Source organism: Paenibacillus sp. PAMC 26794, assembly GCF_000316035.1.
Taxonomy (GTDB): Bacteria; Bacillota; Bacilli; order Paenibacillales; family Paenibacillaceae; genus Paenibacillus.
Genome location: NZ_ANHX01000087.1, coordinates 12,505 through 35,708, shown reverse-complemented (window position 1 = coordinate 35,708; position 23,204 = coordinate 12,505). Strand labels below are relative to the sequence as shown.

General features: G+C 45.4%; 18 protein-coding genes and 1 riboswitch. Of the genes, 7 read left to right on the top strand and 11 right to left on the bottom strand.

Going from position 1 to position 23,204, the window contains the following annotated elements; genetic code table 11:
- Nucleotides 1-81: 81 nt before the first annotated feature.
- Both D829_RS0128195 and D829_RS0128190 read right to left on the bottom strand, forming a co-directional pair.
- Entirely contained in the window at nt 82-615 is a 534-nt protein-coding gene (locus D829_RS0128195) for a hypothetical protein (protein ID WP_017692266.1), read from the bottom strand.
- A 68-nt stretch (nt 616-683) separates the two neighbouring features.
- Nucleotides 684-1,193, bottom strand: a complete 510-nt coding sequence (locus D829_RS0128190) for a DUF948 domain-containing protein (protein WP_017692265.1) — start codon at nt 1,191-1,193, stop codon at nt 684-686.
- 221 nt (nt 1,194-1,414) lie between these two features.
- Between D829_RS0128190 and D829_RS33150 the strand changes: the two genes are divergently transcribed.
- Nucleotides 1,415-1,579, top strand: coding sequence for a DUF1328 domain-containing protein (locus D829_RS33150; protein WP_017692264.1), 165 nt, complete (start codon nt 1,415-1,417; stop codon nt 1,577-1,579).
- Nucleotides 1,580-1,952: 373 nt separating this feature from the next.
- Nucleotides 1,953-2,471, top strand: coding sequence for a hypothetical protein (locus tag D829_RS32075; RefSeq protein WP_017692263.1), 519 nt, complete (start codon nt 1,953-1,955; stop codon nt 2,469-2,471).
- Between the two features lie 91 nt (nt 2,472-2,562).
- Here D829_RS32075 and D829_RS0128175 read toward each other — a convergent pair whose 3' ends face one another.
- Nucleotides 2,563-3,450 carry a cation diffusion facilitator family transporter gene (locus D829_RS0128175; protein WP_017692262.1) on the bottom strand — a complete coding sequence of 296 codons (888 nt, stop codon included), beginning with the start codon at nt 3,448-3,450 and terminating at the stop codon, nt 2,563-2,565.
- A gap of 252 nt (nt 3,451-3,702) precedes the next feature.
- On the opposite strand from D829_RS0128175, the gene D829_RS0128170 reads away from it, so the two are divergent.
- On the top strand, nt 3,703-3,891 hold the full coding sequence (locus D829_RS0128170) for a hypothetical protein (RefSeq protein ID WP_017692261.1): 189 nt from the start codon (nt 3,703-3,705) through the stop codon (nt 3,889-3,891).
- A gap of 114 nt (nt 3,892-4,005) precedes the next feature.
- Here D829_RS0128170 and D829_RS0128165 read toward each other — a convergent pair whose 3' ends face one another.
- From D829_RS0128165 to D829_RS32695, 6 genes are all read right to left on the bottom strand, one after another.
- Nucleotides 4,006-5,631 carry an ATP-binding cassette domain-containing protein gene (locus tag D829_RS0128165; protein ID WP_017692260.1) on the bottom strand — a complete coding sequence of 542 codons (1,626 nt, stop codon included), beginning with the start codon at nt 5,629-5,631 and terminating at the stop codon, nt 4,006-4,008.
- 216 nt (nt 5,632-5,847) lie between these two features.
- On the bottom strand, nt 5,848-6,894 hold the full coding sequence (locus D829_RS0128160; protein WP_017692259.1) for an MBL fold metallo-hydrolase: 1,047 nt from the start codon (nt 6,892-6,894) through the stop codon (nt 5,848-5,850).
- Nucleotides 6,895-6,965: 71 nt separating this feature from the next.
- Entirely contained in the window at nt 6,966-7,163 is a 198-nt protein-coding gene (locus D829_RS32070; protein ID WP_017692258.1) for a hypothetical protein, read from the bottom strand.
- Nucleotides 7,164-7,171: 8 nt separating this feature from the next.
- Nucleotides 7,172-8,206 (bottom strand): cytochrome d ubiquinol oxidase subunit II, encoded by a 1,035-nt coding sequence (locus D829_RS0128150; RefSeq protein WP_017692257.1) that lies wholly within the window; start codon nt 8,204-8,206, stop codon nt 7,172-7,174.
- Nucleotides 8,203-9,549, bottom strand: coding sequence for a cytochrome ubiquinol oxidase subunit I (locus D829_RS0128145; RefSeq protein WP_017692256.1), 1,347 nt, complete (start codon nt 9,547-9,549; stop codon nt 8,203-8,205). Before D829_RS0128145 ends, D829_RS0128150 begins: the two co-directional genes overlap by 4 nt.
- Before the next feature lie 384 nt (nt 9,550-9,933).
- Nucleotides 9,934-12,780, bottom strand: coding sequence for an ATP-binding protein (locus D829_RS32695; RefSeq protein WP_017692254.1), 2,847 nt, complete (start codon nt 12,778-12,780; stop codon nt 9,934-9,936).
- A 344-nt stretch (nt 12,781-13,124) separates the two neighbouring features.
- On the opposite strand from D829_RS32695, the gene D829_RS0128130 reads away from it, so the two are divergent.
- On the top strand, nt 13,125-13,823 hold the full coding sequence (locus D829_RS0128130; protein ID WP_017692253.1) for a response regulator transcription factor: 699 nt from the start codon (nt 13,125-13,127) through the stop codon (nt 13,821-13,823).
- A gap of 48 nt (nt 13,824-13,871) precedes the next feature.
- Here the strand turns inward: D829_RS0128130 and D829_RS0128125 are convergent, their stop codons facing one another.
- Entirely contained in the window at nt 13,872-14,291 is a 420-nt protein-coding gene (locus D829_RS0128125; protein WP_017692252.1) for a hypothetical protein, read from the bottom strand.
- Between the two features lie 241 nt (nt 14,292-14,532).
- On the opposite strand from D829_RS0128125, the gene D829_RS0128120 reads away from it, so the two are divergent.
- From D829_RS0128120 to D829_RS0128110, 3 genes are all read left to right on the top strand, one after another.
- A complete protein-coding gene (locus tag D829_RS0128120; RefSeq protein WP_017692251.1) occupies nt 14,533-15,675 on the top strand; it encodes a virulence factor in 1,143 nt (380 codons plus the stop codon).
- A 147-nt stretch (nt 15,676-15,822) separates the two neighbouring features.
- Nucleotides 15,823-16,038, top strand: a riboswitch (Lysine riboswitch).
- A gap of 119 nt (nt 16,039-16,157) precedes the next feature.
- Nucleotides 16,158-17,642: an amino acid permease gene (locus D829_RS0128115; protein ID WP_017692250.1), complete on the top strand. Its 1,485-nt coding sequence runs from the start codon at nt 16,158-16,160 to the stop codon at nt 17,640-17,642.
- Between the two features lie 112 nt (nt 17,643-17,754).
- Complete coding sequence (locus D829_RS0128110; protein ID WP_017692249.1) at nt 17,755-18,396, top strand: class D sortase; 642 nt, start codon at nt 17,755-17,757, stop codon at nt 18,394-18,396.
- A 126-nt stretch (nt 18,397-18,522) separates the two neighbouring features.
- On the opposite strand, the gene D829_RS0128105 is transcribed toward D829_RS0128110, so the two are convergent.
- The gene (locus D829_RS0128105; protein ID WP_017692248.1) at nt 18,523-23,007 is read right to left on the bottom strand and encodes a collagen binding domain-containing protein; all 4,485 of its coding nucleotides are present in this window, start codon (nt 23,005-23,007) and stop codon (nt 18,523-18,525) included.
- Nucleotides 23,008-23,204: the final 197 nt, after the last annotated feature.

Genomic DNA, 23,204 nt, shown 5'->3' with positions numbered 1-23,204 from the left:
CTCTGATTTAGTCTTCTGTATCGAGCTACTTAATATATAACCATACTATATGGGGTTGAAACGATTCGGTAATAACCAATCCTAGGAAACTGTGTCATCAAAAAGATCGATGCCTTCAATCTGCTGAGAGCCTGACTTCATATATACCTTCAGAGCCTGGTCTCCACGGAGAAACACTTCTCCGTCCTCTGCCACATAATAAGGTTTCCCGAGAGCATGATGGATCGCTTCAATATTCATCTCAATTCTCTTTCCGTTTAACATGATGTGATTCTCAGATGCATCGATATGCACATATTGAATGACATCCGTATCTTCACACAAACCAACCTTTACATCATCAAAGTGATATTCAGGACACCCCAGATAAGGATCTTTCTGCTTATGCCCCGGCTGGCCCTTCTTGGCCAACAAATCATCCATGGTGTCATCCAGAGAAATGCCATTCAGAGTCCGAAAATGCTGGAAAGTCTCGGATCGATCAACAGCCAGAGTTACCTCTGACGCCTTCTCTTCCATTGCCGTCCATTGCATATCGTGAGCAGCGGGTACCGCTGCCGGTTGAACGGAAAAGGGAGAAATTACGCTAAACATCACAAGCAGTAGTTTCATCATGATTCTCACCCTTTCATCAGGTTCATCACCGCTCTGAAGGCTTCTTCATGGGTTACACAGCGGTCATGTTACTTGCGCATCCGTTGCCATACATTCGCTGCAACATCAATATACTTCATCCAGTTTTTCCCGCCCTTAGCTTCACCGTTATATGTAGCTTCATAGGATTGCAGGGTACGATCCGTTGATGTAGCAGGCGGTGCAGTTACATGAACCGATTCAGCATGCTTGGTCTGTTCAGCGTTGTTACGTTTGGTCTGAAATTTCGCCATCAGCGTTGTGGAGACTTGTTTGGCTGCTGCCGTCACTTCATTCAACACTTCTCCCAGATTCTCAACAGATTCCATAACAGGATCAATTTTTTTCATTTTGTGCTGTACATCCACCGTAATATCATTGGCATGTCTTACCGTCTGCTTCACTTCATAACTAAGTTCATCAATAGTTTTCTGTACCTCCTGCAATGTCTGTGACACATTGTCCAAAGAACCCTGAGCGGATTTCAAGGTACGAATTAAAAAGAATACCAGTACTGCAAATGCCACTGCGATCAGGGCCACGCTAATTTGATAGATCATAGAAGAACCTCTCTTTCCATATGTGCATCAGTTTGTTATTGCTAATAGTTACCCGGCGATTTCCCGGACGAAACAATATAATATATCCCTTCATATATACCTTCGCTTGGAAAAAAAACCAATGTTTCAAGCGGTTAGCACTCGGTTAAAGTTAGACTACACAAGGCGGTGAGGTGAACACATCTCACTCCACAATCAATTATACGAAAGGATGAATACTTATGTTGAAATGGTCTGTATTATTTCTAATTATTGCACTGGTAGCAGGTATTTTTGGATTCTTCGGTATTGTTGAAGCAGCTGCTTCAATCGCGAAAGTACTCTTCTTCATCTTTGTTGTACTGTTCGTAATCTCCCTGATTACGGGACGCAGCCGAATGCGATAACCTCAGGCTCTGAAATGACTGATTGTTTACTAAACGAATACATACAAAGGCCGATCGTGCTACCAAGCCGATTGGCTTTTGTGCGTTCAGGCATAGGTCAACTTTTCTATATTATGTATTGCACTCCCTTCTGCTTTATTCCAATCCGCTCTCGTATGAATCCCAAAAAAACAGGACCTTTTTGAGATAGCCAACCTGGTTTTATCCCACTGAAGTATGATATTTACAGGTTTGCTATATACCCACATATGAGCCAGTTGACACTGGAGAATGCAAGAAAATATTGTTATAATTTGTGATTCATAAGGTAGCTTGCTTGGTTACTTTTAACACAGGACAACAAATTACATAACAAACCGAGGAGGAAAAGAAAATGAAAAAAATCGTAAGTTTTGCTGCTGCTTTAACGTTGATGGGTTCGATGGCTGCCGCTGCAGGTGCTGAGGAAGCGGTTACTGGAACGGTAACTCCGGAAACAGGAACTGAGGCTACAACAACGCCAACGACCACAACAACTCCTGCTGTTGAAGTGAACAAACCTGCTGTAGAAACAGTAGAAGGTACTGCTGAGACTGTAACAGGTACAACAGTAGACACTACAGGAACAGAAGGTACTTCAACTACAACTGAAACGCCAGCTACGACTACAAATGAGAAAATGTTTGAAGAGCCACTCGTAAAACCAGGCGATGAAGTACTGGCACCAACGATGTTGCTGAACCTTCTGGAGCGCACTTGGTTCTATGATGCACCTAACGGTAAACCAATCGGTGCATTAGGCTCCCAAGTCATCGATACAACAGGTGAAGTTGTTGATGGATTCGATGGCGGCGAGTGGGTACAAGTATACACTTGGAAAGGCAAAGCGTGGATCCACGTTGCCATTCAGTAACATCGTATAATCGTTCTAATGATAAGTAAAGAGGACAGCACGCACAATCGCGGCTGTCCTCTTTTGATTTTCCAAGATGTTCACTCCCTGTTCAAGGGTTCCTTGTGACTTCTTCCGTCTTCGGTTCCACATGTACATGTACATGCATGATGTTATGCGATCGCTTCAACCGCTCTTCAACACGGTCACAGATCTGATGGCCTTCAATCAAGCTTAGGCCTCCGTCCACTTCAATGACTACATCCACAAGTACATGACTGCCATGCACACGTGCCTTCACATCCTTGATCATCTCAACACCGGGAACGCGTGCTACTGAGGATCTGAGATCCGTCAGTTCCTTCTGGTCAAATCCATCGGTAAGACGATGTGTAGAATCCCGGAAAATCTCCCAAGCTGTCTTGCAAATCAACAGACCTACAGCAATCGCAGCTACTTTATCCAACCATGGAAGTCCGAACTGCGCACCTATAATTCCAACTGCAGCGCCTATGCTAACCCAGGCATCCGAACGATTATCTTTCGCCGCAGCCATCAGTGCCTGACTATTAATTTGTTTAGCCAGACGGTGATTGTAACGGTACACGCCTAACATCACCACAGCACAGACTACAGCCACCGCTGCCGCCCACAGGTTTGGAGCAACAAAGGCTCCTTCATACCAGGAGCGAACGGCTTCAACCAATACTTGCAGCCCAACCATAGCCATAATAAATGAAGCTACCAAGGCAGCAACCGTCTCCGCTCTAAAATGACCATAGGCATGATCCGAATCAGGTGGTTTCTGGGAGATCCGAAGCCCAATCAATACAGCAATGGATGCCACAATATCTGTAAGGTTATTAAAACCATCGGCCAACAAGGCGCTGGAAGCAAATAAATATCCACAGATCAGCTTAAAAGCGGACAAGACGAGATAGGCTACGATACTAACCCAAGCCCCTCGCTCCCCTTTTCGAATTTCTTCATAAGCGTTCAAACCGGGCGACACCCCTTTAACGTTTCGTATTACGGTTTTTCCATGTTACCAAATGCGGAGCGTGTGGGTCTACAGAAACAGTGTTGCCAGACGGCATGGCTGTAGGTCGTAAGAAAGAATGTTGACCCAAGTAAAACCAAAGGTTTTGAGCATTTTATCAGGTTGCCCTTGTGGGGCTTTTATAAAACGTATAAAATAGGTACATCCCGTCCAATCTGGACGGCTCACTGTAACACCGGGAGGGAAATAACGATGAGCGAAAATAACGAACCGAAAAAGGTCAGTTTGCAGGATGCTATACGCCAAAAGCTGGCGCAAAAGAAAGAACAAGCAAATTCCGGTAACCAATCCAGCGCCTACTTTGAAGGCGGACCTAAAGCGATGAAGAGTCAAAACAACAAGAAGCCTAACAACCAACGTCGCCGTACTGGTGGATCTTAGGTCTTAAAGCCGCAGAGAAACCCATTGAATTACAAAAAGAACCGCAAGCCCTCTTCACAGAGGCTTGCGGTTCTTTGGTGTTCCTATGATCAAGTGCCGTAGATGATGCTTGATTTAAGCTTCTACCGGATACATTTTTTTGCGCAGTTCTTTGATTTCATCACTTTCCAGATATTCGTCATAGCTCATTTGGCGATCAATGATGCCAGTCGGCGTAATTTCGATAATCCGGTTAGAGATCGTTTGAATGAACTGATGGTCATGGGATGTAAACAGCATAGTGCCGTCAAAATCAATCATACCATTGTTCAGCGCTGTAATGGATTCGAGATCCAAGTGGTTCGTAGGCTCATCCAGAATCAATGCGTTCGCACCAGTCTGCATCATTTTCGCCAGCATACAGCGAACTTTCTCGCCCCCGGAGAGTACACTTGCCTTTTTCAGGGATTCCTCACCTGAGAACAGCATACGTCCCAAGAATCCACGCAGATATGTCTCATCCTGATCTTTGGAATATTGACGGAGCCAATCGACGAGAGTCATGTCTACACCGTCAAAATATTGGGAGTTGTCTTTCGGGAAATAAGCTTGAGTTGTGGTTACGCCCCAAGTGAATTCGCCGCTATCCAATTCCGTTTCCCCCATAAGAATATCAAACAATAGTGACTTTGCATTACCGTTCGGTCCAACAAATGCAATTTTATCCCCTTTGTTCACCACAAAGCTGATATCATTCAGCATGTTCACACCATCAACCGATTTGCTGATGCGATCTACGGTCAATAATTGTTTGCCCGCTTCACGCTCAGGTTTGAAGTTGATAAACGGATATTTACGGTTCGATGGACGAAGGTCATCCAGCGTGATTTTGTCGAGCTGTTTCTTACGGGAAGTCGCCTGCTTCGATTTCGAGGCATTCGCCGAGAAGCGTTGAATAAAGGCTTGCAAGTCTTTAATCTTCTCTTCTTTTTTCTTGTTGGCATCACGCTGTAAAGCAAGTGCCAATTGACTGGATTCGTACCAGAAATCGTAGTTACCTACGTACAACTGGATTTTACCAAAGTCGATATCCGCAATGTGTGTACATACTTTGTTCAGGAAGTGACGGTCATGGGATACGACAATAACAGTACCTTCATAGTCCATCAAGAAGTTCTCCAGCCATTGAATGGATTCGAGATCCAAGTGGTTGGTAGGCTCATCGAGCAACAGGTTGTTTGGACGACCAAACAAGGCTTGTGCAAGCAGGACACGAACTTTTTCGTTTCCGCTCAGTTCAACGATTTTCTTCTCATGCATATCACGATCGATACCCAGACCGATCAGGAGTGCCGCTGCATCCGGCTCAGCATCCCAACCATTCAACTCGGCAAATTCACCTTCAAGTTCACCTGCACGCAGGCCATCTTCTTCCGTGAAGTCCGCTTTGGCATACAGCGTATCTTTTTCTTTCATAATGGCATAGAGACGACTATGACCCATAATTACGGTTTCGAGAACCGGATACTCATCATATTCAAAGTGGTTTTGCTTCAAAACGGCCATACGTTCGCCCGGGGTGATGTGCACCTCTCCCGAGTTGGATTCAATTTCACCGGACAAAATTTTCAAGAATGTTGATTTGCCGGCTCCGTTGGCGCCGATGAGGCCGTAACAGTTTCCTGGTGTGAATTTGATATTTACATCTTCAAAAAGTGCACGTTTTCCGTAGCGGAGCGTGATGCCGCTTGTACTGATCATTAAGCATACCATCCTTTATTGGTTAATCTGCATACTGCATGAATAGTAAGTTGCGTAAATCATGGATTCAATATCCCGATGCCTATTCTGGCACCATATTATAACACAAAAAAGCGGCAAATTCGAAAATTGGCCGCTTTTTACTTATTTAAAGATTTGGTAAAAATACTGTTCATGCAGGCATACCCCTACATTAACATATTTGGCTCGCTTTTGTTAGTCCTGTTTGCTTTTTTCATGCCGTATCCGCAGGGTTTCACCATGACCAAGCACCCGAATCCGCTCTTTACCAATGCCTAACCGTGCACGTTCGACTTCAAGCCGATCCAGTGCTTCCTTGGGCGTATCATCCGCCAGCTTGAATGTGCCATAGTGCATTGGCACCATGAGCTGGGAGCCGGATTCAACGAACCCTTGCAGTGCTTCTTCAGGTGTCACATGCTGAGAAGTCATGAACCATTCTGGATCGTAAGCACCGATTGGCATCAAAGTAATACCAATGTCAAAGCGCTCTCCAATCGTTTTGAATCCCTGGAAGTAACCTGTATCACCCACAAAATACAACACAGGCGGACCGCCTGATGCTTTGGATGTTTCTTTCTTCCCTGATTCCGTGGATGATTCATCTTGATCACTCGTTGTTGCAGCACTTTCCGCTGCTGAAGATGTCGCAAGATGGTTCTGTTCCAATACATAACCACCCCAATGGGACGTATTGGTATCGAACAGCGTTCGGCGCGTCCAGTGCTGCGCAGGGACAAAGGTTATTTTGACTCCACCAAGTGTCATATGATCCCACCATTTCATCTCCTGGCATCGATGGAATCCTTTGCGAATCATCTTGCGCTTCAGACCATCGGGTACGATCAGCAACGTCTTGGCTGTAATTAGCTTACGCAAGGAAGCCAGATGCAGATGATCATAGTGGGAATGGGATATCAGAATGACATCCAAAGGTGGAATATCCTGAATCGGAATGCCGGGGGCACCGAGCCTTCGTTGAAATCCCATTTTTTCGGCCCACACCGGGTCAGTCACGATATTCAATCCATAATATTGAATGAAAAACGTGGAGTGACCAATCCAGGTAATGCTCGTTTCATCCCGGTTGGCATGCAGGTAATCCAGTTCAGGCGGGTGTTTGGGCACGGTGTAGGAATAGTCCTTCACTTTGTTCCGCCGTTGCTCCCTCCATTGCTTGAATTCCTTCAGCGTTTTGTCCGTACTTACATTATCAATGTTGTTATAACGGATTTTCGGCATGAAAGGGCCCTCCTCCCTTCCTCATTTCTTAACAACAGATTACCCCAAATGGGAATACACGTACCAGCCAATCAATCCTGCGGATTTTTGCATACGGCCAAATACACGAACAGAAAGGCAATCGCAGCCATAATTATGAGTGGTGGGGCATACATAATCGTGAATGTCTCAAAAAAACTCAATCCGGTTATACCGGGTATCCCCGTGACTCCCTCAGTAGATAGTGGATGCAGCAACGGAGTCATGAGTAAGAACACGTTCAGCAGCATGAACAGACTCATCCTTTCTTTTTACCAGAATTACCGCGCACATAATTGGCATCAAACAGGAACAGCTTCATAATCAGCACAAGCGAAGGAATGAGCACGAGTAACCCCAGACTAAACGCTGTAATGAGTGCAATCCCCATCGTCCGATTCGTAAAGCTGTCGTAAATATTGATGTAAGGATACAGAATGTACGGAAGGTGGGATCGGCCGTAACCATACCAGGCAAAGGCAAACTGAAGCATGACAGCGACAAAACACCAACCTAGATATTTACTTTTCCACACTAGCGACACGGCAATGACAAAACAAATAAACGAAGCGATGAACATCCACGAAATATTCACCATCTGCTCAAAGTGTGCGGGATTCTGTTTGTTAATCTGCAGAAAAGCCAGAAAGCTCGCGAAAATGGTCGGCAAGCTCCAGAGCAGCGCATACTCTCGAAGCACCTCGAATGCCGGCTCATCCCCCGCTCGCTTCGCATAGTAGGAAAGAAACATCGCCGAGATGTACAGCACACTAACCAGTGCAAGCAAAACAACCGACCAGGTATAGGGATTCGTTAAAAATTCGCGCCAGCGAAAAAACACCTGATCGCCCACCTCTTCAATGATCCCGCCTTCGGATATCGCCAAAATGGTGGAGAACACGGCTGGAATCAGCAATCCCGTCGCCCCGTACAATGCCATGTAGATCCGGCTGTTCTGCCCATGGTTGCCATAGGTATTGTAGGCGTAATACACGCCCCGGATGGCAAGCAGTACAATGGCTAGGGAACCCGGAACCAGCAAAGCTGTACCGTAATAATATGCGCTGTCTGGATAAAATCCGACCAGTCCGACCACAAAAAAGATCAAAAACACATTTGTCACTTCCCACACAGGAGACAGGTAGCGCTGAATGATGTTATGAATTTTGTTCTCGTGCCCGGTCAATATGCTGTAAAAGCTGAAGAACCCGGCGCCAAAATCAATCGAAGCGACGATCAAATAACCGAACAAAAACGTCCACAATATCGCGATGCCTGCAATTTCGAAACTCAATGCACGATCCCTCCTTCAAGCCCCAGAGACTCCAGTTCCTTCTCGGCTTCCTTGTTACGGAACAGCTTGCTAAGTACCCGAATGCACGAGAAACACAGGATCAGATACAGCAAGATGAACAACACCAGCATCCATCCTACCGAAGTTGACGTCGTAGCCGCTTCCGCCACCTTCATATACCCACGTAAGATCCAAGGCTGCCTGCCAACTTCGGCGAACATCCACCCCAGCTCGATGGCAATCATGGCCAGAGGCCCCAGCAAGACAATGCCGAGCAGCAGCCATTTGGGATAGGGCTTACTCCCTGGCAACCAGCGCCGCAGTACATATAACACAGGAATCATCAGGATGATCACTCCCGTTGTGACCTTCAGGTCGAACATATAATGAATGGATAGTGGTGGCCTCAGATCCGCCGGAAATTCTTCTAGACCCTTCACTTCCGTATCTGGACGATTACCCGCCAAGATGCTAAGGGCATACGGAATCTCAATGGCGTATTTCACCTCATTGTTCTCATCCAAAATACCGCCATAGACAAGCGGTGCCTCTTTCATCGTCTTGAAATGCCATTCTGCGGCAGCCAGCTTCTCCGGCTGATACTTCGCCAGAAATTTACCTGAGGAGTCTCCGATCATGACGGTGCTGATGGCAAATACGAGGGCAGACACCGTCGTGAGTTTCAGTGCTTTTTTGTAATACACATGATCCCGTCCCCGAAGCAAACTGAAGGCGGCAATCCCTGCCAAGATACCTGCACTCAAGGTGTAGGATGAGGCGAGTACATGGGACACTTTGGTTGGCGTTGCCGGATTCAGCATGGCGGCAATCGGATGAATGTCCTTCATGATGCCATTAATCAGGGTGAATCCCTGAGGTTGGTTCATGAAGGAGTTGACCGTTGTAATGAAGATCGCAGATGCAGATGAGCCGAGAGCTACCGGAATCAACAGCAGCATATGCGTATACTTCTTTTTGAAACGATCCCACGTATAGAGGTAAATTCCAAGAAAGATCGCCTCTATAAAAAAGGCAAACGTCTCCATGAACAGCGGCAGGGCGATTGCCTGCCCCGCTACCCGCATAAACATCGGCCACAGCAGACTGAGCTGTAATCCGATCGAGGTGCCTGTAACGACGCCAACGGCAACGGTGATGACAAAACCTCGCGCCCACCGCCGTGCCAGCAAGGTGTAATGCATATCATTGGTTCGGAGTCCTCGCCACTCCGCCAAGGCAATCATAAGTGGAACACCTACACCAATAGAGGCAAAAATAATGTGTACAAACAGGGTAAGGCCGGTTAGTATCCGGCTGAGCAAAACAGGGTCCAGAGATGACATGGTTACACTCCTCTTTCACATAATCGTTATGTACGACAGCAGTTACTCTGCTTGAACGTGTAGCTCAATAGCTCATGATTCGGATGATGCTCTTTACAACGGCATACAGCACAACCACAGCTGCAACCAGACAGACGATGATGAGTGTTTTCTCTTGTTTACGGAACATATACCTGCCGTCCTCCTTTTGCATGGGATGCAAATTATGGCTCTATAGACAGTTTGCAAAAGAAGTTGTTTTTTTATCCGGGGAAATTAAAAAACAAAAAAAGCCTTTCCCCTTATCACGCTCACGCGCTGAAGGGCAAAGGCTCTATCCGTAGGTCTCGTACATAAACATTATTCATAAAAAAGTGAAATACATTTCTTCATCCATTAATAAATTTACACCAATACGTCCTGCTTGGGCAGTCGAACCTTGAACGTACTTCCTTTGTCCGGTGCAGATATAAAGGTCAACGTACCCTTGTGATCCTCTACAATTTTACGGGAAATGTACAACCCAATTCCCGTTCCACCAATCTGCCGATGATCCGAATTATCGACCCGATAGAATTTGTTGAACAGCATGTCCTTCTCTTGCTCCGCGATACCTATTCCGTAATCACGCACATCAAGACATAACCATTCCTCTTCTTCCCATAATGTAATATCAATACGATCGGCTCCCGGAGAATACTTGACTGCATTGCCCACCAGATTATGCAGAACCTGAACCATCCTGTTCTGGTCAGCATAAGCAAAGAAGTCTCCATTAAACGTATGCACGTAAATACGTTGGGCAGACTTCATATTCCACTGTTCGGCAACCCCTTCTACCAACTCAACCAGCGGTACATACGTCATGTGGTAAGTCATCCCTTCGTTGTCGAGGCGCTGAATATCGAGTACATCATCGAGCAAACTGCTCAGCCGCTTGCCCTCCGAAGAGATGGTCTGCATGAATTCCCGCTTTTGAGCTGCCGGAAGGTCATACATCATCATTAATTCCACATATCCCATAATGGTGGCTACAGGCGTTCGAAGTTCATGAGATACTACGCTGATCAGCTCATTCTTCATCCGATCCAGCCGTTCTTCTCCTGTCCTGTCACGGAACACCAGCAGAAACCCATGGTTTTTACCCGGGACATCCATCTGCTTCATGTACAATGAAAATACACTTTTATCAACATTATTGAATATAAATTCGGTCTCGATAAACGCCGTTTCTCCATTCAGGAATGCTCTCGTCTGTTCCATCAGATTAAAGTTGTCCGTTAATACCATCGTATCAATCGACTGCGCCAAATCCTCAATGGATCTGCCCATAAAATCACCCAAACCAAACATCTCTTCTATCCTTCGGTTGACGATGGTTATGGTCCCTGATCGATCAGACATCACGAGCCCTTCTCGTACGGATTCAATAAATTGCTCACTGATATCTCGCTGTTCCTGGATGGCAATCTTCTCATTGAACAACTCCGAGTTCAGCTTCTCCAGCGCAAGGGCATGACGTACACGATCTTCTTCTGCTCTGGTCCGCTCTGTAATATCCTTAATAAACAGGTTATATAATGTCTCATTTTTGCCCAACTGGATTTCAACAATTTTGTACTCAATCGGAAATACGGAACCATCCCGTCGAATACCTGAAATTTCTTCAACGGTGGTATATCTTTTACCTTCAACATATTCAAATCGCTCCAGCAAATTCTTGATCTCCTTGCAGCTGGCCCCTTGAAAAAGAGACGGCGCTTCCTTATGCAGGATTACTTCTTCCCGACGCAATCCAAACATTCTTTCAGCCTCCGGGTTAAACTCAACGATCAGCCCATTGGAGTCCACAGCGATAATGGCATCAATAGAGGATTCAATGATTGCACGTTTGACCTCTTCACTATTCTTGAGTTCCTTGGTACGCTCTATGACCCTGTCCTCCAGCGTTAACTTGTCATGACGAATCTGTTCGAATTGTTCCAGCAGCACATCGGCCATTTTGCGCAAATTACCAATCAGGATCTGTACTTCGGTTACATGGCTGGTTGGCCACTCCATCTTCCCATTTCGAAACAGCAGTCTCGGAAGAGAGCCTGTCATCCTGGTCAGTCTTAACAGCGGGCTAACAACCTTACTGCTGAGAGGAGCCGCTACGATCATGGAAGCCACGATGATGATGAACAGGGATTGCAGCGTGGTCAGATAAATGGATTCGATTCGGGGGTAATACTTGGACGAGTCAGTCACAATGAATACCCGATAAGGTGTTAACCTTGTCATTTCTGCTTCATAGATAAAAGAGGCTTGTTTCCAATAATTCAATACATCGCTGTAATGGATATTTGCGGAACTTAACAGAATGAGATTATCCCTCGACTTCAGAAGACGGAATCTGTCCATGTCCAGATACTCGCCCGCCTGTAGTGTATTCAAACCAGAAGCGACGACGGTATCATTTCGATTCAGCAGAATCACATTCACACCCAGTAGATGATGATAACGCGCCATATTCTGATCCATATTCTCGGAGGTGACATACTCTTCATCAAGATCCTGAACAACCGCACTCGCTGCATATTTCATATCGCGTAATATGGCATCATTCATTTGATTCAATTGTCTGCGGCTATCTGCGGATAACAGTACGAGAGAAACAAATACCACAAAGGCGACTACGTATTTAAACGCAATTCTTGTTAATGGAATGGTTCCCATCCGCTTGGATTTGTGTTCACCCGTGGTGATCCAGAAATCAACTACAATTCCCGCAATCAGCGCATTCACCATACCAATCACAGCAATATACATATACTCATACTTCACATCGTCTATATTTAAACCCAACATAAAATGCCCGGCATAGATAACAGGAAGTAACATGACTACCCAAAAGACAGCATTAGCCTTGATTAAGCTGCCATTCTTCCAGCGGATCTGCCAAACGAGCATCCAGATTAATTCCACGAAGTGGGCAAGCATTACAGTTAAATTGTGCGGCACAAAGCCAACAAAGACGGTATTCAGCAGATGGATGACTGTAAGGGTGACAAATCCATAGATGGCCCCATGCAAACGAAGAGCAACGAGTGCTGCCGCGCTACCAATCATAAACTGTACACCATAGAATAAAGTAAACGGAAAAATAGTGCTTAGTGAGCCCAGAATGATCAGAATGCTGGTCCCAATCCAGGGTATTCTCAGCTTCAACACGACCCAGTCCAGCATATGTCTTGCCTTTATATGATCCATAAGCAATTGCCCTCATGGATCATTTTTTTTTCTGTTTTCAACAACAACGTTGGTTCCCCCTATAAACTTAAGCGGATACAATCTTACTTTTTTCCCCTTAACTCGTTCTGATCCATTATACTGTAATTAGTACTTGGTGTAGCTTTGGGAAATTCTGATTGATCGGCAACCAAACTACATTCATGCTAGAATATTGAAGTTCATTCAAAAAGCGTATTCTTTCTCTACATATACATCCTATATTTTGGGATAGAAACATTAAAAAATTTGCGGCATTTATTCGCAATTCACCTTGTTTTTTTAGCATTTTCTTAACATATTATTTTCACCAGGAGTGTGACCCTATGACTATCAAAGTACTTCTTATAGAAGATGAGAAAAATCTGGCAGACATGATTGCTTTCTTTCTTGAGGAGGAAGGATACATCACTGAACGGGTTCATCATGCCCGCGAGGCACTTCAACTGTTTCCACAATTCCAGCCGGATATTGTTGTAACGGATCTCATGCTTCCTGAAATGGATGGAAATGATCTCGTAGAAGCATTCCGCCAGCACTCCACTGTGCCCATTCTGATGATCTCGGCAAGCACCATGCTGAATGATCGACTTCGCGCATTGCATAATGGTGCGGATGACTTTCTGTGCAAACCATTTAGTTTGAAAGAGTTGGATGCCCGGATTAAAGCACTGCTGCGAAGATCAATCATTTCCTATCAGGATAAACCGGTAAAAGAGGATAAGCAGGCAGAGGTTACTGGACATGTGAATGTGAATGAATACAGAAGAACCCTGTTTGTGGATGGTGTTGAAATCGAAGTCACTCATATTGAGTTTGAGATTATGAAAGAATTGTATCGAAATCCCGGTAAAGTGTTCACCCGCAATGAACTGATGGATCGGATCAAAGGCTCCGAACGCGCCTATCTGGATCGTACCATTGATGTTCATATCTCAAGTCTGCGTAAAAAAATTGAGCCTGACCCCAAGAACCCACGTTATATTAAGACGGTTTGGGGAACAGGCTATAAATATGTGATCTAATACGATCGTAACGCTTGAAAGTTAAACACCTTTGGCCATATCCCTCTTTTATCTCATGGATAAGATGGGTGGTATGGCTATTTCTGATTTATGGATAGACGAAGAATGCAACCAATTTTCCATATCCTTGATTAGTTGATTCGTGTCTTGCTCGTTCCAGAGAATCATCTTCATCTCACCTGTACCTGTAATCTGTTGCAGGTGACGCTTCCGAATAAGGGACTGGAAATCCGTAATGACCAGTAACGGAAGTTGTGGCATAAAAGCCCGAATGGCATTTGCTGCTGACACCGCTTCTTCGGCAATCTGATAGTCAACAATACAATAACGGGCATTTTCCCAACTTCCCCGATATGTTTCTATCGCAGAACCAGATGTTGAGTCCTCAATCCAGTTCCTGAACAATTGAATAATATTCTCATATGCAATACGACGTTTTCCATCCGAGAGCACTGTAATGGGTTCCATAGGTATACCTCCAGTTGATTCTTATCTTTATTGTGACAATTTTCGTTTAAAAATGTTTGTGCGTGAACATGAAAGAAGTGTTAACAAATTTCGTACTTCTTCACACTAAGTGTCAGACACGCCTAGGTCGCTTCTGGATGATTTCGCAGATTCCTCATATTGATGTAAAATAGAGAAATACCCGTGTGATTTAATTTACGGGAAGATAAAGATGAATCTGGTATTATAGGAGGTTACTTTGATGAATATTGTTTCCATTGAACCAACACCGAGTCCAAATACGATGATGCTACATCTCGATGAACGTCTGGAGGACGGAATTCGCAAAACATATACACTGGACAACGAACGATCTGCTCCGGCGTTCATTCGCCAGATGCTTCATATTCCCGGTGTAAAGAGTGTGTTCCACACAACAGACTTTGTCGCACTTGATCGTAAAGGGAATGCCGACTGGTCCGTTATCTTGGGCGAAGTCCAAAATCGCCTTGGACAGCAAGGCATCGATCTGGACTGGATTGAATCCGATGATGGTTCAGGCGAGCATTTCGGAGAAGCACAGGTATTTGTACAATTCTTCCGAGCCGTACCGATGCAAATTAGGGTAAAGGCCGGGGTCAAGGAAGAACGAATCTCGTTGTCAGACCGCTTTGTCAAAGCCGTAACAGAAGTCGCCAGTGCAACGATGATCAAAGAACGTAAACTGAGTGATTACGGTGTTCGATATGGTGAATTGCCTGATATAGCACGTGAAGTCGAGCAGGAATTGGAAGCCGCTTACCCGCCGGAACGGCTGGAGCAAGTCATTAAACAGGCCATTGAACATGGTACCAAATCCGAAGAGTTCGTCGAGCGCCGCCGTGAATTGGATGGAGCCGAACTTGAAGAGGCTCTGCGAAACGAAGACTGGAATGTTCGCTATGCGGCATTTGACAGCATGGAGCCTACGGCAGAAAGACTGCCTCTCGTAGCCCATGCCTTGCATGACAACAAAATGCAGATACGTCGCTTGGCTGTCGTATACCTGGGTGACATTCGTACACCGGAAGCGATGGAATTGCTGTATGAAGCACTTCAGGACAGTTCTCCTGCGGTACGCCGTACTGCAGGGGATACCTTGTCGGATATCGGTGATCCTGCCGCCACTCCAGCCATGACAGCCACGTTATCCGATAAAAGTAAACTTGTACGCTGGCGTGCAGCTCGTTTTCTCTATGAGGTCGGAACAGAAGAAGCAGAACAAGCCTTGCGAGTTGCAGCCGATGATCCTGAATTTGAAGTCAGCCTGCAGGCCAAGATGGCTCTGGAGCGGATCGAATCGGGCGAACAAGCTGCTGGAACGGTATGGCAGCAGATGGCTGGTCGTAACAAAAAAGAGGAATAGTCGTCACTCAGACCTCACATCCAACAATTGTTATTGCACTGGAAAACCATGCGCGTTATACTGTTTTTCTGTTTACTTAACTGAACACACCGTGTTAAGTTGTGTTGTTCATAATTTCATAGACAATAGATACACCTCATCCATTGATGGTGAGGTAGAGGTCGCGGGTGCGATCAGTACGCTGAAGGAGGCGCTAAGGAGCCGCTTATGAGATCAGCCGAAAGGTGTACCCGCCGAAGCTCGCTGGACGTTCCTTATACGGTCTGGTGAGCTGGGGCTGCTGTCGAAAGGCGCAGAACTGTCACGGAAGTACATTTCCTTTATATAAAGGTATGAATTCTTCTGTGTTGAGCTATCTTAATCATCTGGGACATGGTGCGGACATTGAAATATTAAAGACCGCAGGCTGATGCCTGTGGTCTTTTTGTTTTTATGAATTCAAGTATCGCAAACATCAGTATATCGAATGAAGGAGTGTTTCCATGCAAGACCGCAGTAACCCAACAACAACAACAACTGGACCTTCCCTGAAAAAAGGATTACGCGCACGCCATATGACGATGATCGCCCTCGGTGGCTCGATTGGTACCGGGCTGTTTCTCGCAAGTGGTACCGCCATCTCAACCGCAGGCCCTGGTGGAGCATTAATTGCCTATGCGGCCGTTGGCATCATGGTTTATTTCCTAATGACCAGCCTTGGTGAGCTTGCTACCTTTATGCCGGACTCCGGTTCATTTAATACGTATGCCGCACGTTTTGTCGATCCTGCTCTCGGGTTCGCCATGGGCTGGAACTTTTGGTACAACTGGGCGGTAACCATTGCAGCAGAGCTTGCTGCCGCTACAGTACTCATTAAATACTGGTTCCCCGAGAGTTCGTCCATGTTATGGAGCTTATTGTTCCTCGTGCTGATCTTTGCCTTGAATGTGTTGTCCGTTAAAGGTTATGGAGAGTCCGAGTACTGGTTCGCCATTATCAAGGTTGCTACCGTTATTATCTTCCTGGCCGTTGGTGTGCTCATGATCTTTGGTATTATGGGCGGAGAAGCCGTTGGTTTCAGCAACTTCACCATCGGTGATGCGCCCATCCATGGCGGATTCTTCGCTGTGCTTGGTGTGTTCATGGCTGCTGGATTCTCATTCCAAGGTACCGAGCTTATCGGGGTAGCCGCCGGTGAAAGTGAAAACCCGCGGGAAAATGTACCTCGTGCAATTCGTCAGGTATTTTGGCGCATTCTGATTTTTTACATCTTGGCGATTACCGTGATCAGTCTGATCATCCCGTATACTCATCCGAATCTGCTCAAAGGTGATCTGGAAAATATCGGTGTCAGTCCGTTCACACTGGTGTTTGAGAAAGCTGGCCTCGCCATTGCGGCTTCCGTCATGAATGCCGTTATTTTAACCTCTGTACTCTCAGCCGGTAACTCAGGCATGTACGCTTCAAGCCGGGTTCTCTATGCCCTTGCCAGAGACGGTAAAGCCCCTCGTTTCCTAGGCAAGTTGAACAAAAAAGGCATTCCCATGAATGCCTTGCTGCTTACAACAGCCGTTGGCATGTTGGCGTTCCTTGCCTCCCTGTTCGGCGATGGGATTGTGTATACCTGGTTGCTGAATGCATCCGGTATGTGTGGTTTTATCACTTGGCTGGGTATCGCTATCAGTCATTATCGCTTCCGTCGTGCATACGTTGCACAAGGCAGGGATCTGAGCGATCTGCCTTACCGTGCACGCTGGTTCCCGTTTGGGCCGATCTTTGCTTTTGTCCTGTGTATTATCGTGATCATCGGACAGAACTACCAGGCATTCACGGGTGATCAGATCGACTGGAGTGGAGCCATCGTTGCCTACTTGAGCGTACCCCTGTTCCTGGTGTTGTGGCTCGGTTACAAATGGATCAAAAAGACCAAAGTAGTGCCGCTACAGGAATGTGACTTCACACCTACCGATTCACCAAGTGACAAATAGTAGCTCCAACATTTCTGTACGTCCTTTCGTCCCTGTCCATATTTTGTATAGATCCGTAAGTAGAATAGAGAAAGGTATACTATTTTTCTTGGACAACAGGAGTTGATGTATAATGAAAAAATTCTCTATCCTGCTCGTTCTAATGGGCATTCTGATCATCAGCTTTCCTTTCCTGCGGGAAACATATTATGACTGGCAGCAAACCCGTGTCATGAACGATCTGGAGCAATTGCAAAACGGCTTGTCTAAGCTTAATCACTCCTTTGAACAAGGTATACAGGATGCAGCTTCTACCGATCCAACTACTGACAATACAGCTACAGTGCAAGAGGTCTCTTCGCATACGTTAGGGGTGCTATCGATTGACAAAATTGATGTCCGCTTACCGATTCTGGAGGGTGCAACGGAGGACAATATGAAGGTAGCTGCAGCCCATCTTGTCGAAACTACTAGTATCGGTAACAAAGGTAATGCTGCCATAGCCGCTCATCGCGCCCACAAAAAAGGACGACTGTTCAATCGTCTGGGAGAACTCCAGATTGGTGATTCAATGGAAGTCACCCTGGCAGATCGAACGATTATCCAGTACAAGGTAGATCAGATATCCGTTGTGGAGCCAAATGACTTATCTGTGCTGGAAGATCCCGGACTTGGACAGGTCCTTACCTTGATTACCTGTGATCCACTCGTCAATCCAACACATCGCCTAATTGTAAGAGCTATTGAAGTGAGTCCGGAGGTTACGGGGACTTGATCCTTCCTAAATATCACCAAAAAATACCCTCTAGCATACTCACACGTCGACGCTAAGTCTTCGTAGTGATTGCTAGAGGGTATTTCTATCTACACACGATGAATCTTAGATACTGCTTGTTTCGATCTAGCGTTGAAGCTGTTGTCTGCGGCGGAAGTACATGAATCCCGCGCTACCTAGCGCCATCAGCATGATGCCCACAGCAGTGTAAGCCACTGTGCTCTCTTCACCTGTTTGTGGCAGCATTCCCTGAGATCCAGAATTTCCTTTTGACTGTGATGCAGAATTTCCATTGCCCTGTGATCCATCTGTATCCGTTCCAGCAGGAGGTGCGAGTGCACCATCCCCATCCGGTGCATCTGTATCCCCAACTGGAGGTGCAGTGTCGTCACCGTTGGAAACGCCTGATGTCGGTGGCACTACCCCGGAATCTTCATCTGTCGGACTTTGGGTTTCTCCCCCAGACTCTGTAGGTTCAGTTACAACCGTGCCTGGAACCGACGGATTTGGCGTTCCTGGTTCCGGAGTTACCGGTTTCTCCGGATCTGGTGTCACGCCCGTAGTAGGTGTTCCCGGATTATAAGGTCCACTCGACCCACCCGAAACCGGGATAACCTGATTCGTTTTTTCCACAACTACAGCTTCGGTTTGTATGTTCGTAATTTCAAATGGTACGGGTGTTGTGTCTAAGGCATATCCGTTAGGTGCTTTTATTTCAACCAACTGATATTTATTGATATCCAAGTCTTCAAGTACAATTTCACCTTGTTGATTGGTTGTCAGTGTAGCTTCATCTAGACCTGTTACCTTGTGGAACTCCCAATTCCCATTTGCATCCATCAATGCAGTTTGGGCCCGTAATTCAAACACTGCTCCCTGAAGGTGCTGAGTTCGACCCGCATTGGTTTTAATCAATTTCACGGAACGATCATTTTTTTTATTTTCAATGGTTAATTGAGTTTCCGGTTTGGTAATAGATACAAGCGTCTCCGGCTGTTCAATAACAAAGCCTTCTGCCTTGGTCTCTACCAATGTATATGGGCCATACGGCAAGTTATCAAATTCAATGACCCCATTGATATTCGTAACCTGTGTGTCAACCACTGCATTTGTACTATCACGCAGTTCGAATTCGATTCCAGCTAACACGGATTGATCCTTGGCGTTCACTTTGGTCACCACCAGCTTGGCATCTGTGCCCTGCGTATTGGTATGTGTGAGCGTAACAATCTGGGTTTGATTGGCTACAATGGTAAGAGGTATCGGCGTTGAATCCAACTGATAGAATTCAGGTGCCTCGACCTCGATCAATTCATACTCCCCTGGCTCCAGATCTGTTGCTCCGATCTTTCCATCCTCACCCGAAGTTATCGTATCAATCAACTGTCTGGTTTGACCATTTTTCAGATACAGTTCGAATGTTGCACCTTTTAGCGTTTTCGTGCTGTCAGCAGCATCCACCTTGGTTAACTGGAAACCTTGACGGATTTTCTGGTTAACCACTTCAAATGATGCGTCAGCATCTTTAAACTGAATCGTTTTCCCTGTAGCAGCACCATAGTCTGCATCAATCAAGTATCCCGCTGGTGCTGAAACTTCCTTCAACTTATAGGCTACCCCATCGGTTGCATGTAATCTGTATTTTCGAGAGGTCGTCGTTTCACCCTTCGCATCTGTCGGTTTCAACGTTTCCAGCAGCGTTGTTCCCGAAGCATTATAGATCGCGAATACCGCTCCCTCTAGTGGAAGACTGGCATCATCGATTTTGTGGATCGTAAGTGTACCTACACCCGTAGATGCACCACCGCCAGCACCCGCCATGTAAACACGAATACCACTCTCCTGATCTGAATCCTTCACCGAGGACGATTGACCTGCAAATTCAACTTTATTTTCAATTTTGTCCCCACTATCGGCATTAATAAAGGATTGATATTCCAAAATATAAGCGGTTTTTATTTCATTTTTAAAGGTGAAGGTAAATTTGTTACCCTCCACGATCAGGTCATACTCATTGTCATCAACCATTCCTGCCTTGGTCGATACATTGCCTGAATTGTCGGCAGGCAGATCCGTTTCATATAACTTCAACGTATCGGCAAGCAAAATTTGGTTCTCCGATAACGTGTCTGTTAATATGGACCCTGCTGCAATATAGGATTGGCTCGGGTTGATATTTACCGTCCACGAAGCTTTATCCGTTGAACCGATCTGCTGTCCTGTTTTCTGTACGTATACCCCACCATGGGCGGGTGTCACTTGCACCGTTTTTTCGAATCGCAATGGGCCACCATTGCCATCGTTCAGCGTTGCATGATTGGAGTATGTGCCTTCAACATCAAATTCCCCATCCAGACTTGTTTTATATACAATACGATAGGCTTCTTTTCCAATGTTACCGAGGTCTAAAACCAAGCCTTTACCGTCATCGTTCAATTGGAATTGCCCTGCTGCAAGTGTAACCTCATCACCAATTGCGGTGACATTGTTCTCTCCCTCCAACAAGAGCTTATTCACCTTCAAAGATCCGTCTACAAAAGATTGATTACCTGTATACGCATCCTTGAGAATGGCATTCTGGATATCGTATAAATTATAATTCACATCAATCGTCCAGGTGATGATTTTGTCTTTGGCGCTATATTCGCCTTTTTTATTACCGTTCTCAATCGTATAACTTTGCAGTTGGACCACAGCCGATTTGGTAATAGAAGCTTGCGCTACATTCGCCTCTTTCCAATTCAGCGTAGCGTTATTCCGATACTCATTGTCGGTGGGCTTGTTAGCTGCTGTTGGATCAAAGCTTGTCGTATAGGTGATCACATGCTCTTTATTGATCATACCGTTTGGCTTCATTTTAATCGTAAACCCTTTTTCAAAGTTCACATCATTTGGATCAGCAACTGGCACAAGTTCAAACTGATCCTGCTGATCCCCAGTAATTTGCAGACTGCCTGGAATCAGTTTCATATTTCTTCCTTCGTAATTGTCCGTAATGACGATGTCCGTCATTTCCTTCAAATCACGGTTCAACACAATCTGCCATTCAATTTCTTTTGTGCTGAAGTTTTCGTCTTTTACACTCTTTGTAAAAATAACTTCCTGAATATCTCTCTTGCCTTCTTTTTCAGTCCCATCATACATCTTCACCGTATTGGATACGGTAGTGTCTGCATACACACGGTCAATAGACTTCGTTTGATATTCAATCTCATAAGCCTCGTTGATGTTATTCTTAAATTGTAGCCTTAATCCTTCATCGAAGCTCGTACCGACTCCTTGCAGTGTATAATATTCTGGAGCTATCAGAGTAGTCCCCGCAGGCTTTCCGCTAGAATCAATATTCACTTGATTTACTTTTAACGAACCTGGAACCAATTCCTGTTTTGCCGTATCAAAACGGTCTTCAATCCATGCATTCGTCTGAGCAATTGACTGTTGATTGTAATTGTATTGCACTTTCCATGTGATCGTCTGGGTCACCGGATCATACGCACTATCTTGCCCGGATTTGTTCAAGGGCTCATTAAAACTCACCGTAACCCTACCGATGCCTGTTTCTATATCCATCTGATCCCCTGTAAGCTCTACCTTATTTTCATATGGAACGTTAGTAAAAGTTCCGCTCGTCGGGGCTTTAATACTCGTTGTATACGTCACCCGGTAAGCCTTCTCGATATCACCAAGGCTAATTGGAAACTGAGTTGCTGTTCGGTCTATAGCTCCTTCTTTGACAGTTCCGTTCAATTGAACCTGCAATTCACGAATCTCAATATTCCCTTTAAGCTCCAGACCTGCCGGGAGTGTATCATTCAGAACGGCATTTTTGATTTTCTTTTCCCCTTGGTTAAAATCTACCGTCCATGTAATTTCATCTGAGTTGAAATTGTTATTATTTGCAAGTCCTGATTTCGTAAGTTCATCCTTGGCTGTATTGGAAAAATGTACATTCAACGTAACCGCACCATCATGTATGAAATCAAATTCGATCGGCTGCTTCAAGCCACCGTCCATCTTGCTCTCATCGAACTTGATCCACACGTAGAAGTTACCTTCCAATTTCGATCCAACGATCTGATCGTTAAACGTAAACGTGACCTTACCGTCCGGATTAACAACATACTCCCCTACATCGCCGTCCAGCGTTCCTGTTAACGTTGACTCAATCTTGAACTTGTTGGGTAGGTCAAATGTATACGTGGAACCTGCTCCATACGTATGAGAATCGTTGGGTAATGCCCATTGGAAGAAGACAGCTACCTCATCCTTGATACTTGGTCTGACGTTCTCAATTTCATCCCCTTGAGGCTGAACCGTTCCGTTTCCATCGTCTTTCGGTATTTGATTATAAATCTGAACCGACGTAATCAATTTATCCGTGATTTCTTGCGAAGAAGCATCGGCAGCAGCCATAGTCATTACATTCGCCGCCTCATCTTGGTCAAGATCAAATCCCGCAGCTTCAACTGTATTGTTTTCCGATAGTGCCTCCACTGTCTCTGTTTCTGTTGTTGTATCCTCAGCATATATGTTTGGTGAAAATAACCAGCCTTGCATCATTTGCGTGATCAATAACAGCGCAATGACCACGATGCTCACTTTTTTCTTCATTTTTGTACACGCCCTCCTCATTGTTCATTGGTAAACACCAAAATTAACAATATCAAAGCAACATATACAAAAAATATACAGCCTATTTTTCGGAATATCTAAGGGCATTCATAAAAAGATAAAAAAGAACGCTCATCAAATGAGCGTCCTTGATCACCAACAGGTGTGTCTATTTATAAACGTCAGTCCATTCTCTT